This is a genomic window from uncultured Rikenella sp. (genome assembly GCF_947628055.1).
Taxonomy (GTDB): Bacteria; Bacteroidota; Bacteroidia; order Bacteroidales; family Rikenellaceae; genus Rikenella.
In genome coordinates, this window is the sequence record NZ_CANQYJ010000008.1 from 22973 (window position 1) to 37254 (window position 14282).

Consider the following 14282-nt stretch of genomic DNA (forward strand, 5'->3'; position numbering starts at 1 on the left):
CGGAATGAAATCGAAGGTATATACCATCACGCTGATTATCATCGCCGTCATTACGGTGGTGGCTTTTATCGGCTGGTTCGTGCTCAAGCCTGCCCCCTACCTGATGCAGGGGACGGTGGAGGCCACCAGCTACAAAGTGTCGTCCAAAGTGCCGGGCCGGGTGGACAGCCTGACTGTCAAGCGGGGCGATACGGTTCGGAAAGGGCAATTCCTGTACGGCATCAGTTCGCCGGAGGTCTACGCCAAGCTGACGCAGGCGGAGGCCGCCAAATCGGCGGCTACGGCCATGCAGGACAAGGTCGACGCAGGGGCGCGGAAGCAGCAGATCCGGCAGGCTTACGAGATGTGGCAGCAATCGCTGGCCGGGTTGGAACTGGCGCAGAAGACTTACGACCGGGTGAAAAACCTGTATGACCAGGGGGTGGTGCCGGCGCAGAAGTTAGACGAAGCGCAGGCGGCGCTGAAAGCGATGAAGACTACTGCGGCGGCGGCCGAAGCGGGCTACAATATGGCGACCGAGGGGGCGCAGTGGGAGGAGAAGGCGGCGGCCAAGGCGCTGGTGGAACAGGCGGGAGGTGCGGTGAGCGAGGTAGAGTCTTATGTGACCGAAACGCGCCAATATGCGCCGGTGGACGGCGAGGTGTCGAGCGTGGTCTCGGAGAACGGCGAGTTAGTGGGCACGGGTTATCCGGTGGTGACGGTGGTCGATTTGTCGGACGCCTGGGTGGTGTTCAACATCAAGGAGACCTTGCTGCCTAAAATCCGGAGAGGAACGAAATTCGACGGTTATTTTCCGGCGCTGGACAAGACTTACGAACTGACGGTGGATTATATCGCGGCGGAGGCTTCGTATGCGACCTGGGCGGCGACACGCACCAGCGGGGAGTTCGACGTGAAGACGTTCGAGGTGCATGCACGGCCGGCGGGACGGATCGACGGTCTGCGGCCGGGAATGACCGTGACGGTGGACTACAACTCGTTTTAAATGTTCGGTTATTATTTACGCTCAAGCTGCGGCGGCATTTACTTTCTTGGGTGACCAAGAACCGAGCGACGTATCCGAGGGTAGAGACCGCTGGCGGGCTATGCCGAGGCAGTGCGAGGAAGACCGCAGGTCAAAGTAGAGAAAGAACCGACACAGCAGGCGAGTGCCATCGAGCTTGCTCGAATGGCCGAGGCGCCAGAAGGAAGGCGAAGCCAAAGTGCCTCCAGCCGGTTGCGCCTTGTCGAAGCCCGCGCACCCGCACGGGCTTCTCAAAGCAAAACGCGGCATTCCCGGGTCTGCCGTGTCTACCCGCAATTAAGGAAGACACTGATTCCAAAAGCGACGCTTCCGGAGGTGCTTTCGCGTGCTCCTTATTACTTGCGATCGGGCCGGAGCCAGCGGGGCCGTTTAGGGTAATTACAGTCCGGTCGGTGTGCCCGGCGGCACCAGGTCTCCGCAGCCGGGGGCTCCGGCCTGTCATAGGGAGATCATGGCTGAAAAACCCTCTTGGATGCCGTTAAGCACAACGGCCCGCACGCTGACGCGAGAAACTGTTTTCTCTGCATGCGAAAACACTTCCGGGAACGGATAGACACAGCAGACCCGGGAATGTCGTGTTTTGACTTGAGAAAGCCGGACTGAATGACCGGCTTTCGACAAGGCGAAACCGATTCCCGGTGACTTCTTTGCTTCCTTTCTTGGTCACCCAAGAAAGGAAGGGCCCCCGCGGCCTGAGCGGGAGGAGAAGAAAAAACTCTACCCCCGGCGAGGGAACGCCCGTAGAACTTTCCGCCGGAGAGAAAGCCCGCCGGCCCGAGGCAATTATCAAAGAAAAAAGCCTCCGCGGCATGAGCGGTGAAGCGAAAGCCAAAAGCCCCACCCGGCATGAGGGTATTTCAGTTACTTTTTAAAGGAACTCTTATTATCGAATGGGACGATTCAGCGACAGCGTAAAACGCGAGATCCGACGGTTCGGACAGAGCCGGATCCTGGTGACCGCGGCCATCATCATTCCGGTGACGATGACCGTGCTGTACGTGCTGATGTTCCGGCAAGGAACAGTGCACGACCTGCCCGTGGCCGTGTACGACGGCGACCGCACCGAACTGTCGCGGCAGCTGGTCCGGATGGTCGACGCCACACCGGCGGCCCAGGTGGCTCTGCACGTGGAGAGTATCGAACAGGGCCGGCAATCGATGGTGCAGGGGTTGACCAACGCCCTGATCGTCATTCCGGAAGGGCTTCAGGCCGATGTGTTGTCCGGTCAGGGGAGAGCGCAGGTCTCCGCACAGATCAGCGGGGCGAGAATTCTCAACTCCGGACTGCTCAAACGGGACATTACGACCGTTTTCCAGGCCTTCAACATCGGCGTGGAGACCCAGCTGCTCGGCGCCAAAGGAATCCCGGCATCGCAAGGATATGCGATGGCCTATCCGATCGCTTTCGAGAAACATGTATTGTTCAATCCTTACGGCAGTTACGCCTACTACCTACTGCCGGGACTGCTGTTCCTGGCACTGATCATCACGGTCAGCACGGTGACGGTCTACGCCGTGGGCAGCGAACTGAAAAACGGCACGGCAGCCGAATGGATCGCGACGGCGGGGGGAAGCATCACACGCGCATTGGCGGCCAAGCTGGCGCCGTATGTGCTGCTGTTCACCTTGCTCTCCCTCTTGATGAACACCCTGCTCTACCGATTCCTGGGAATGCCTTTCCACGGGCGGGAAGCGATCATACTGGTGCTGGGCAATCTGTTTGTGATATTAGCTTACATGGCTATCGGGGTGATCCTGGTGGCGGTCAGCGCCAATATGCGGTTCTCGTTGTCCGTGGCGGGAGGAGTGGCAACGGCTTCGCTGTCGTTCTGCGGGCTGACGTTCCCGCAGATCGGGATGTATCCGGCCATTGCGGCGCTGTCCAAGCTGTTCCCTTTCACCTATTTTATCGACCTCTTCATCGAACAGAGTCTTCGCGGAGCCCCGCCGGCGCGGTCGCTGGGGGATCTGGCGGCTATGGGCGTATTCGTGCTGGCGATGGCGGCCTTAGTGCCGAGGCTCAAAAAGGTGGCGATGAATCCGCAGTATTACGGAAAAGATTGAGGGTATGAAACGATTCTGGAACATAACGAAAACCGAATTCATCTCCATCTTCAAAGACGGGGGGGCGATGCTGATCCTGTTCGGGGCGATGCTGATCTACGGCACTTTGTATCCGCTGATCTATGCGCCGCAGGTGGTGCGCAATTTTCCGGTAGCGGTGGTGGACCTGGACAACACGCCGCCGAGCCGGAAACTGGCACGGATGCTGGATGCTACGCCGGAAGCGGATGTATGGTACGAGGTGCAAAGTCTCGACGAGGCGAAGTGGCTGTTTCTCGACCGGAAAATCTACGGGGTGCTTTATATTCCCGAGGGGTACGAAAAACGGATGCTGGCAGGGGAGCAGAACGAGGTGAGCCTGTATGCCGACGGAGGTTATTTCCTGCTTTACAGCGATTTTCTGGGGGCGGTGGGGGAAGTTGTGGTCACGGCGGGGGCCGAGGTGCAAATCGGGACGCTGATGGCCGGAGGGCTGAACCGACAGCAGGCGGAGTGGCTGGCTATGCCGGTGGCATACGATGTCGATATGCTTTACAATCCTTACGGGGGATATGCGACGGCGATCCTGCCGGCGGTACTGATCCTGATCGCCCAGCAGCTTTTGCTGGTGGGGATTGGCATGGTGGGGGGAACGTGGTTCGAGAGGGGGACGTGGAGGCAGTTCCGGGATTATTCGGCCACACGGCTTGTTTTTGCCAAGGCGACGGCTTACTTGTTCCTGTATATTCCGCTGATGCTCTATATGTTCAGTTTCCAGTACAAGTTCTTCGGTTATCCGATGAATGGGAATCACTGGGATCTGCTGCTGGTTTTCCTGCCTTACCTGCTGTCGGTGATTTTCTTGGGGCTGACGCTGGGCGCTTTGTTCCGCAAGCGGGAGAGTTCGATGATGCTGCTGATCGTGACGTCGGTCTTTTTCCTGATCGTCAGCGGCATTTCATGGCCTCGCGAGGGTATGCCAGAATGGATCTATGCGTTGGGGCGTATGGTTCCGTCGAGTAGCGGGATAGATGCTTTGGTCCGGATCCGGACGATGGGTGGCACGCTGTCGGACGTGGCGCCGGAGGCGGTCACTTTGTGGATGCTGACGGGTGCCTACGGACTGACGGCGATATTGGCTACGATCAGGCGCACGCGGGCTTTGCAGGCTGTTGCGAAGGCGGAACGGGAGGATTGTTGCGGTGAACCGGCAAACCGGTAAATCGACCGTTTAATTGCCCTGTGCTGTCTGGAACCGTAGGCTTATTTAGCACCGTTCTGTACGGGACTGTCGCTTTCTTGAAAGAAAGCGACGCAAAGAACTTTTCAGATAGCTGCGCTACTCCTTACGCTCCGCAGTCCTTTTTCTTTGAATCCTATTTTTGTGTCGGGCTTTCTCAATGGGCGCGTTAATGATTGTATTACCTTATGCGCGCCGCATTGGAAAGTCCCGACACAAAAAAACATTCAAGAATCGGGTATCCGGCAGGCTCAAGAGATGCGTTAGCATCTCAAAAAGTTTGGCTTCGCCTTCCTCCTGGCGCCTCGACCATTCGAGCAAGCTCGACGGCGCTCGGTTGCTGCGTCGGTTTTCTGGTTCTCGCTAACTGCGCTGCGCTTGTTTTGCCTCCGGCTTCCTCGCGCTACCTCAGCAGAGACCGCTTGCGGGCTATGCCGAGGTAGCGCGAGGAAAACGAGCGGAGCGAAGTTAAAGAGAACAGTTCCCTCTTGGAACACGTACAGTAAAACCTACAATTAATTATAGGCCCTTGCAAGCGATCTCCCTGATGTCAAGCCGGAAGTCCGCTCGGCACTCGAGCCGGGCTGTACCTACCTAAACGGCCCGCCGAAAAAATGCCTGTAGACAAGGTTGGAAAGCCCGTCAATTCCCCAACCGTCCGCACCGACCGAAAACAGCCCCAACGGTTGCATGATCCATGCAGACAAAAATCCGCGAATCCCAAAACAAATAATTTTCGTAACTTGCCGATTCCATTACCCGCCCTATGAAAGCACGCATTTTGTACGGCCTGCTCATCCCGATATTCCACGTTTCGGTTGCCCGGGCGACCGAAACGTGGAACATCGAACAGTGCATCCGCCACGCCGTGGAACACAATATACAAGTCAAACAGGGCCTCAACACAGTCGAAACGGCCCGCGTGGACAACACCCAGACCAAACTCAGCTACCTGCCCAACCTCAACGCCGGATTAGGATACAACGTCTCGTTCGGGCGGTCGCTCGACCCGACGACCTACAACTACGTGTCGGGGCAGACCGTGCAGAACGCCAGCGGGAGCTTGTCGCTGAGCACCACCGTATTCGCCGGGATGCAGAAACTGCACGCCATGCGCCGCGCAGAATTCAGCCTCATGGCCTCGGTGCAGGACGTGGAACGGATCAAAGACGAGATCACCATCGCCGTGGCAGCGGCATACCTCCAGATACTCTATAACAAAGAACAAGTCGCCGTTTCCGAAGCCCAGATCGCTACGCTCCAGGAACAGATCGAACGGACATCGAAACTGGTCGAAGCAGGATCGCTGCCGATCGGCAGCCGGCTGGAGCTCGAGGCGCAACTGGCCTCGGAACGGTATAACCTGGTCAATTACAAAAACCAGCTTGCCAATTCTTTATTGACACTCACGCAGCTGCTGGAGCTGCGCGACGTGCCGGAATTCGACGTGGAAGTGCCGGACAGCGCGGCGCTGGCGGCTATGGATGCCCGCGGCCTGCGGGATGTGGGCGAGATTTACGATGCGGCATTGACCCTGCCGCGGATCGAAGTGACCAAATGGCAGCGCAAGATCGCCGAACAGGACGTTTCGCTGGCCCGGGCGCGCTACTACCCGTCGCTGGGCTTCGGAGCGAGCTACGGCAGCAGTTGGTCGGACGCCCGCCAGAAACCGCAATTAGGGCCGGACGGCAAGCCGTACTACACGAAATACCCGTTTTTCGACCAGTTAGGCGACAACGCGTCATCGGCTTTGCAATTCAATCTGTCGGTGCCGATCTTCGGGGGGCTGAATACGCGGAATGCGGTGCGCAAGACGAAGATCGCCCTGCGGAACGCCGATCTGAACGTGAAACTGGCCGAAGACCGGCTCTACAAAGAGATTCAGCAGGCATGGACGGATGCGCGGGGGGCTTTGGAACGGTACAACTCTGCGCAAAGCAGCGTGGTGTCGAACGCCGAGTCGTTCCGCAACACGGAACAGAAGTTCAACGCAGGGGCGGCGACGGCGGTGGACTACAACGTGGCGAAAAACAACCTGCTGACGGCGCAGTCGCTGATGCTCCAGGCACGGTACGAATACATCTTCAAAATGAAGATTCTGGACTTCTACCGCGGGGTGGAAATCACGCTGTGACGGCAGCGGCCGGGGACAGTCTCGTTCCGCCCGGGCTGTAATTGAATCGCAGGGGGCCGATTGTTCTATGTCCGGCGATCGCGCAAGCCGCGGCCGTCGGAAATTTATTGTACGGTCAACGTCCCGCCGGGGCGCTGTCCGGACAGACAGACCGCAATATCATGCACCAAAACGAATAAAAACAAATATATGGAAACAGTAGTCAGCGGCATCCGCTCGACCGGCAATCTGCACTTAGGCAACTATTTCGGCGCCCTGCGCAACTTTATCAAGATGCAGGACGCAGCGAACTGCTACTTCTTCATCGCCGATTACCACTCGCTCACCACCCATCCCGACCCTACGGCGCTTCACGGCAACGTGCGCGACATCCTGGCCGAATACCTCGCCGCCGGTCTCGATCCCGAGAAATCGGCCATCTTCATCCAGAGCGACCAGCCGCAGGTGGCCGAGCTCTACCTGCTGCTCAACATGCACGCCTACGTGGGCGAATTGGAGCGCACCGCATCGTTCAAGGAAAAAATGCGCAAACACTCGGATAATGTCAACGCCGGGCTGCTCACTTACCCGACTTTGATGGCGGCGGACATTCTGATCCATAAGGCCAATAAGGTGCCGGTCGGGAAAGACCAGGAACAGCACTTAGAGATAACCCGCAAGTTCGCGCGGCGGTTCAACACCAAGTACGGGGTCGATTATTTTCCGGAGGCGGAACCGTACAATTTCGGGTCGGAGTTGGTGAAAGTGCCGGGGCTCGACGGCAGCGGCAAGATGGGCAAAAGCGAAGGGAACGGGATCTATCTGATCGACAGCGACAAGGATATTCGCAAAAAGGTGATGAAAGCGGTTACGGACAGCGGCCCGACAGTACCGAACTCGGAAATGCCGGAAGTGATCCGCAACATCTTCACCCTGCTGGAGATCGTCTCGGCACCGGATACCGTTCAATACTTTAAAGACAAATATGCCGACTGCTCGATCCGCTACGGCGACCTCAAGAAACAGCTGGCCGAAGATATTATCGCGACGGTAGCGCCGATCCGGGAACGGATTTTCGAGATACAGTCCGATGAAGCCTATCTTTCCGAAGTCGCCCGCATGGGGGCTGAGAAAGCGCAGGAGGATGCCGCGAAAACGGTGGCCGAGGTGCGCGAGATTATGGGGATCAAGCGGTTCTGAGCTCAGTTTTCCGATCCCAAACAAACTGCGCCCGGCAGCAAAAAGGCCGGGCGCAGTTCTTTTTTAACACCAAAGCCGGTTATTCCCCGACAACCTTCAGCAGATCCTGGACAATATCGTCCCCGTGGTGATCCCAGTAATGCGGGTTGACCACTCGCCCGTCCGGGCCGACGATCATGTAGTGCGGAATGCCGTTGATCCGATACTTCGCAGCCAGGATATTCCATTCGTCCGGTGTCAGGCGTATCTGCCGGCCCGTAATCTTGTTCTTTTCGATAAAGTCGGCGGCGCTTTTCTCCGGCGACTGATCTGTCGAGGTGATGTAGACGAAATCCACCGGTTTCCCTTCCAATTTCTCTTTTATTTTCCAGCTTTCCATCATCCCCTGCCGGCAAGGGCCGCAGCCCAAGCCCCAGAAATCGACATAGACCACCCGGCCCCGATGCGGTCGCAGCAGGCTGTCCAGCAGCCGCTCGCCCCGGTCGGCCGGTACGTAAGGCCCCTCCTCCTCCGCGCCGGCCTCCGCTTTCGGCACCGGCCGCAAGGCATCGTTCGCATCCAGCAGCGTCTCGATGATATACGGCGTCGAAAAATGCGCCAGCACTTGCGCCCACTGCCGGTTCGGAATAAAAAATTTGTTGCGGTCACTGAAATAGTTGTGCATCCTCCGCGCCGCGATCAGGTCGTTCAGGAACGGCATCGGCCGCCCCCAATATGCGTCTCCGGCGGCATATATGTGGTCGATCCTCTGCATTACATTGAGGATATAAAAGCTGGTAACGTATTTATCCAACTTTTTATTGACGGCCTGGATCGCCCGGGCCGTCGCCGCACTGTCGCCCGGCACGGTGTAGAGTTCCCGTTCCAGGCTGTCGAACCGCGACATATCTTCCGGCGCGATCTCGAAACCGGCCCGGAGCAAGTCTCGGCATCCCATCCGTCTCGGCCGTTCCCAATAGACCCGGCAGAACTCCAGCCGGTTGATCAGCATATCGTAATTTTTCGTCCCCAACAGCCGGGGGTCTTCCATCGGCAGCCGGCGGAAAAAGTCGAAGAATGCCGTATCGACCGGATTTTTCTCTTCCCGGTACAAAGCATAGAGCCCCAGTGTTTCGTAGCCGATCACGTAGGGTGTCCATCGGGCCAGAAACGCCCCTTTGCGGCTGATTCCGTTTTCGGCGATATACTTCGCTGTCGCTGCGGAATCCCGGGCGATCCGCTCGCCGACCCAATTGCGGATGCTGTCGGGTGTGGTTCGTATTATGAACATCGGATCCTCGCGCTCAAGCGGCGCATACAGGCCGTGCAGGGCACTCATCTCGCGGTTCACGCGTCCGTTGGTCCCCATAAACCAGACACTCCCCTTGCCCGAAAAGTTATAGCCAACCATCAGTGTGTCGCCCGGCACTATGTAGAGGTAGTCATAGAAAACCTGGGAAAGATTGATATCTGTCATCAGCGGGTGACTTACCGGGACCGTGACTTCAAAGGTTCCGTCCGCGGCAATGTCCCCCACCACAGGAAAGTCTTCAAACATGAAGGTGTTGGAGGTGTAGATTTTGATCGTCCGCGGCATCGTCTCCGGCTTATAACCGTCCAGATAGCCGCGCACGACAGCGACTCCGTTGTGCAGGATGCTGTCTCCGCCCGGGTAGTCGATATCTTCGGCCGCCGGAATCCGATAGCTCGGGTCTGCAATCTGGCGACGGCTGTACGGGGTGAGTTTCTTCGGCGACAAACCGATCATCGCGGTGCTGTCTTTTGCATTCCACCGGGCATACAAGGTGGCCACCCGTTCTCCGCCGCGCTCCCGCAGCCGGATGGTGGTCACGGCGCCTTTGGTGCTAATCCCGTCGTAGTCCCAGAATGCGTTTTGCCAGATGGCAACGGCCGGGTGCAGCCCGTAGACCCACTGCTGGCCGCCGTCGACGGTGTTCCAATTGCCTTGCAATGCGGCGGGGAGTTGCTGCGGAGCCGATGCACTCCGGGCCGTAACGGACACAAGAAGTGCCAGACAGCCTAAAAGAAGAGATTTCATGGCTTTTCAGAGTGTGGGTTTAGATTACCTGAAAGGTAGTGAATATTTTCTGAATAACGGAATGTTCTGTTATATCTTCGGTCTTTTCCAGAAAAGGTAGGTTTTGTTCTCTGTCCCCTCGCGCAGCCGTCTGATATTTTTGCGGTGCGTAATCAGCAGTACGGCAGCGACTGCAATCCCGAAAATGATTTTGTATGGCGAGTGGAACCCGTCGATGATCAGGATATAGACTGGGAAAAGTATGCCGCCGGTGATCGAGCCTAACGAAACGTAGTGTGTCGCCGCCAGCACGATCATGAATGTGGCGAGGCCCATCAACATCGGCACGGGGGCTATGCCGAGCATGCAGCCTGCCAAGGTGGCAACACCTTTGCCGCCTTTGAATCCGGCGAAAATGGGGAAGATATGTCCCAGTATGGCTGCTGCGGTCAGGCCGATTTTCATGAAAAAGAAGGGGTCTCCTTCCAGTCCGGTGATGTGGGCTAACATCACGGCGCCGTATCCTTTTGCTGCGTCGATGATGAATACGGGCAGGGCTGCCCGCCGCCCCAGCACGCGTAGGGTGTTGGTCGCTCCGGCATTGTGGCTGCCGTATTCGCGCACGTCGGTGCTGTAAAACCATTTGCCGATCCATACGGCGCTGGGTATGGATCCGAGCAGATAACTGACTATTATCAGTATGCCAATCGTTAGCGTCATGCCCTATAACCCGTTTGATGTCTGTTTATTCGTTCATTTATTCACTACCCTTGTGTTTGAGGGTACTGTTCTCTTTGTGAACAAAGAGAACCAGAAAAACTTTCTGAGATGCTTGCGCATCTCTTGAGCCTGCCGGGTACCCTTGTTTTCGATTTGTCGGGGTGCGGGGAATCGGGCCGACATCATAAGGTTCAGTACCTAATCGGCCCGATTCCCGCGCCCCGAACCAAACTCAATGCAAGAGGACTGCGGAGCGTAAGGAGTAGCGCAGCTATCTGAAAGTCTTTTGGGTACCTTTTCTTCAGAAAAGGTACGGTTCCCTCCAATAAGGCAAAGAATAAACGAACGAATAACAGACACAAAATTAGGAAAATGGGAGGGAATCGCAAAAAATACTTAAATTTGGCAGTCGCCGTTGTGCCCTCATATATGTTTAAGAAATCACTATTCACCCTCGGCCAGATTTACCGGAGTTGGCAGACGGCCATCGAAAGCGTCGTGATCAACAAGCTCCGCACCGGGCTCTCCCTGTCCGGCATCACCATCGGCATTTTCGCCATCATCACCGTCTTCACCCTCGTCGACTCGATGGAGATCAAAATCCGCGACAACGTCAACTCGCTCGGCAGCAACACCCTCTACATCGGCAAATGGCCCTGGGACGGCGGCGGCCAGTGGTGGAAATACTACAACCGGCCCCAGGTAAGCCTCAGCGAATACCACGAACTGCGCACCCTGCTTCCCCAAGCCCAAGCCATCGCTTTCGCCACCACTTTCACACGCACCGTCAAAAACGGCTCCAACTACGTCGACAACACCTCCGTAATCGGAGCCACCTACGAATACGACCGGATGCGCAAGAGCGACATCGGCAGCGGACGCTACTTCACCCCGTATGAATCCGAACACGGCTCCCGGGTAGTCATTATCGGCCACATCGTAGCCGAAAAACTCTTTCCCGGCGAAAATCCCATAGGCAAGGATATCCGGATTGGAGGCACCCGGCTGACGGTGATCGGCGTATTCGACAAAGCCGGGGACGACATGATGGGGATGAGCATGGACGCCAATGTGCTGATTCCGCTGGCCCTGGCCCGTAATTTCGTGAACCTGCACTGGGCCGGCACCGAGATGATCGTCAAAGGGCCCGACGGAGGCGACGTGCAGGAACTCAAGGCGGAAGTCGGAGCCATTATGCGCCGCCTCAGGCGGCTCAGCCCGCAGACCGAGGACAATTTCGCCGTCAACGAAATGAGCATTCTGAGCAATCAGCTGGACTCCATGTTCCGGCAGATCAACTTCGCCGGAGGCATTATCGGTCTGTTTTCGATCCTGGTCGGCGGCTTCGGCGTAGCGAACATCATGTTCGTCTCCGTCCGGGAACGAACCACCCAGATCGGCATTCAGAAAGCATTGGGGGCGAGGCCTTATTTCATTTTATTCCAATTTGTTTTCGAGGCGGTGATCCTCTCGGTTGCAGGAGGGGCCATCGGGTTGCTGCTGATCTTCTTCGGCGTACTGATCGTCAACAGTGTCAGCGACTTCACCGTGGTGCTGACTTTCGGCAATATCGTACTGGGGTTAGCTATTTCGTCGGCGGTAGGAGCCGTGGCAGGATTTTTCCCGGCATGGAGCGCAGCCCGCATGGAGCCGGTCAAAGCCATTTATCACACCTGATTCCGGAGGCGAAGCAGTCGGCTGCACTGCATCTCCGCTTGTGCGGATTGCGAACATTCGCCGGCAAACGAAAAATAGGGCCGGACGATGTCGATTGTACCATCCATTTTCATGCGTTCGCAAATGTTCCGGAAATATCGTCTGCTGTTTCCCTCTGTCGGGCCGGCGGTGCCGCCGGGCACGCGAGCCGGGTCGTAACTTTCAGACTGCGGGCTCGTTATTAACTGTAGGTTTATTTTTAGCCTTTGCAAGCGACCTCCCCGTATCAGGATAGAAGCTTTTCCGGACGAGAGAATGGAGACTCGACAGCAAGCATCATCTTCGTGCTACGGAATGAATTGTTTCATCTCGGCGACGAATCCGCGGAACCAATCGACATCGTCATCATCGACCGGGAAAAAGCCACCAGGCAGGTCAGACCAGGGAACGACCGCTACGGAAGCCAGCTCGTTGTCCCGGATATGCAAGGTGTCGTTAGTGATGGCCTGCTGCCAGTCGTCGCTGTTGGCCAAGGCCAGCTGGGCGGCAATCTCCGTCCGTACTTGCTCGAGGGTCACGCCTGCGGGAAGCAGGAAAAAATGGCAACTCGCATTTTGCGGATTAGTAAAAGAGACCGTCGGTTCGGCAGGCAGTGTAAAGCCAGTTTCCTCCAGAAATTCACGCCGGGCGCCTGCTATACGTGCCTCTTTCGGAGACCGCCCCGCTTGGTCTTGCGGACTCAGGCCTCCGCCTGGGAAGCAGCATTTCTTCGGCCCGTGAACAATCGCTCCCCCGGAACCTTTTCCCTGAAAAAAATTGCTGTGAGCATTTTTGGTGAACACGAGTACCGATGTACCGTCGTAAACAGTTGCATAAACTTGTGGCATGGTGGTTGATTTTTAACGGTTTGTACAAAACGGATTACAGATGCAGAATTTGGTTTCGGTTGGCCCCTTTTCGGTAGGAGATGTGCACCCACCGGTAGTGCGCCTCGTCGATCAGCTGGTCGAAAGCGATCTTTTCCGCTTTCTGCATCTCGACGATCTTGTCGAACAACATCCGGTTCTTTCGGGGTTCTCCGGCGTTCAGGTCGGCGGCTTCGCCTTTCAAGTGTTGTGAGGTCGGAACTCCGCCCACGGCAGCGTTCAGCGCCGGACAGCGGTAGCCGCTGTTCACTGCGATGGCCTGGCCCCAACCCTCGCGGACGGGGTCGAGCAAGTCTTCGATCAGCATGCGGAGCCTCTCGCGGATCTCGGGCGAAGGGGTATTGTCGATCCCCCGAGACCGGGCGGTTGACGACGCGCAGAGTTCTTCGACCGTGAAATATTTCATGACAATAGGTTTTTAGTGTGGGTTTACTTCTTCTTGGTTTCCGGAACAAACAGGATGATTGCCGTTTCGGAATTCTCATACAGGATATGCGATGACTCTTTCCCCGGCCCGTCGTCTTTAAAGCGGAATGTTTTTTCGGCATATCGGAACCGGCCGTCAGGATCGGGAACGGTTCCGGTAGCCAGCTCGATCAGTTGCAGCGCTTCGTCGAATGTCGCTTCAATGGTGACCGGTTTTGATTTTTCCGTAGCTTCCTCCAAAGTTGTCCGAAGGGTTTCGACAGTTTTCTTGTCGATCGTCCGGCTGTGAGCCGGTGTACCGCAGTTCAGGCAGAGAATCCCTGTAACGAGCAGCATCAGGTGTGAAATCAAGGTTTTCATTGGTGTCGCGGGGTTTAAGTGTCAAAGGTTTACGTGACTTTTTTTGTCTAAGTTCCGCCAGGCGGCCTGCACTTTCTGCAATTCGTTCAAGGCCTGCGCGGATTCGCGGCGCATCAGGGAGAGCTTCCGGCCGCAGTTGGAACAGGTGAAATTTCCTGACGGGCCGAGCAGGTCGGAAATCGTAACGGGAATCAGGGTGCCGCAGTCCGGACACGGGATTCCGGTCTTGCGGTCGATGGGCAGTGTGTTCATAATTCGTTGTTTTCAGGTGTATGGTAATAGTATGTCTATCTGCCAAAGAATGGCCAAGCTGCTGCGGGAGGTGTATAATTACCGTAATTTTATGGCCTCGAGCCGGGTGTCGCTCCGCTTGGGGTGGCTCCGGGGCGTCATCGGGAGATTACGGCCGAACCCCACCGCACAAGGCCACCCGCTTCGCGGAATGACATTTTTTTCTTTGCCGCTCATGCCGCGGAGGCACTTTCTTTCTTGTGCGACCAAGAACCGAGCAGCGTACCGAGAGCAGAGACCGCTTGCGGGCTATGCCGAGGCAGCGCG

Annotated in this window: 12 protein-coding genes; 6 read left to right on the forward strand and 6 right to left on the reverse strand. The window is 56.8% G+C overall.

Annotated elements, in window-relative coordinates; all coding sequences use genetic code 11:
* Positions 1-4 precede the first annotated feature (4 nt).
* The 5 genes from Q0Z93_RS01585 to trpS all read left to right on the forward strand — a co-directional run bounded on the left by Q0Z93_RS01585 (position 5) and on the right by trpS (position 7619).
* Positions 5-985, forward strand: coding sequence for an efflux RND transporter periplasmic adaptor subunit (locus Q0Z93_RS01585; protein ID WP_298061905.1), 981 nt, complete (start codon positions 5-7; stop codon positions 983-985).
* A gap of 929 nt (positions 986-1914) precedes the next feature.
* On the forward strand, positions 1915-3087 hold the full coding sequence (locus tag Q0Z93_RS01590) for an ABC transporter permease (RefSeq protein ID WP_298061907.1): 1173 nt from the start codon (positions 1915-1917) through the stop codon (positions 3085-3087).
* 4 nt (positions 3088-3091) lie between these two features.
* The gene (locus Q0Z93_RS01595) at positions 3092-4288 is read left to right on the forward strand and encodes an ABC transporter permease (RefSeq protein ID WP_298061909.1); all 1197 of its coding nucleotides are present in this window, start codon (positions 3092-3094) and stop codon (positions 4286-4288) included.
* Between the two features lie 784 nt (positions 4289-5072).
* On the forward strand, positions 5073-6440 hold the full coding sequence (locus Q0Z93_RS01600; RefSeq protein ID WP_298061911.1) for a TolC family protein: 1368 nt from the start codon (positions 5073-5075) through the stop codon (positions 6438-6440).
* Between the two features lie 189 nt (positions 6441-6629).
* Positions 6630-7619 carry a tryptophan--tRNA ligase gene (gene trpS / locus Q0Z93_RS01605; protein WP_298061913.1) on the forward strand — a complete coding sequence of 330 codons (990 nt, stop codon included), beginning with the start codon at positions 6630-6632 and terminating at the stop codon, positions 7617-7619.
* A 79-nt stretch (positions 7620-7698) separates the two neighbouring features.
* Here trpS and Q0Z93_RS01610 read toward each other — a convergent pair whose 3' ends face one another.
* Both Q0Z93_RS01610 and plsY read right to left on the reverse strand, forming a co-directional pair.
* The gene (locus Q0Z93_RS01610; RefSeq protein ID WP_298061915.1) at positions 7699-9657 is read right to left on the reverse strand and encodes a TlpA disulfide reductase family protein; all 1959 of its coding nucleotides are present in this window, start codon (positions 9655-9657) and stop codon (positions 7699-7701) included.
* A 69-nt stretch (positions 9658-9726) separates the two neighbouring features.
* Positions 9727-10356 (reverse strand): glycerol-3-phosphate 1-O-acyltransferase PlsY, encoded by a 630-nt coding sequence (gene plsY, locus Q0Z93_RS01615; RefSeq protein ID WP_298061917.1) that lies wholly within the window; start codon positions 10354-10356, stop codon positions 9727-9729.
* A 429-nt stretch (positions 10357-10785) separates the two neighbouring features.
* On the opposite strand from plsY, the gene Q0Z93_RS01620 reads away from it, so the two are divergent.
* Positions 10786-12033: an ABC transporter permease gene (locus tag Q0Z93_RS01620; RefSeq protein WP_298061919.1), complete on the forward strand. Its 1248-nt coding sequence runs from the start codon at positions 10786-10788 to the stop codon at positions 12031-12033.
* Between the two features lie 326 nt (positions 12034-12359).
* On the opposite strand, the gene Q0Z93_RS01625 is transcribed toward Q0Z93_RS01620, so the two are convergent.
* From Q0Z93_RS01625 to Q0Z93_RS01640, 4 genes are read right to left on the reverse strand one after another with little or no spacing between them, the layout of a single operon-like run.
* Positions 12360-12899: an NUDIX hydrolase gene (locus Q0Z93_RS01625; RefSeq protein WP_298061921.1), complete on the reverse strand. Its 540-nt coding sequence runs from the start codon at positions 12897-12899 to the stop codon at positions 12360-12362.
* 34 nt (positions 12900-12933) lie between these two features.
* A complete protein-coding gene (locus Q0Z93_RS01630; protein ID WP_298061923.1) occupies positions 12934-13344 on the reverse strand; it encodes a D-Ala-D-Ala carboxypeptidase family metallohydrolase in 411 nt (136 codons plus the stop codon).
* A 23-nt stretch (positions 13345-13367) separates the two neighbouring features.
* Positions 13368-13724, reverse strand: a complete 357-nt coding sequence (locus Q0Z93_RS01635; RefSeq protein WP_298061925.1) for a hypothetical protein — start codon at positions 13722-13724, stop codon at positions 13368-13370.
* A gap of 21 nt (positions 13725-13745) precedes the next feature.
* Entirely contained in the window at positions 13746-13976 is a 231-nt protein-coding gene (locus Q0Z93_RS01640; protein WP_298061926.1) for a hypothetical protein, read from the reverse strand.
* Positions 13977-14282 lie beyond the last annotated feature (306 nt).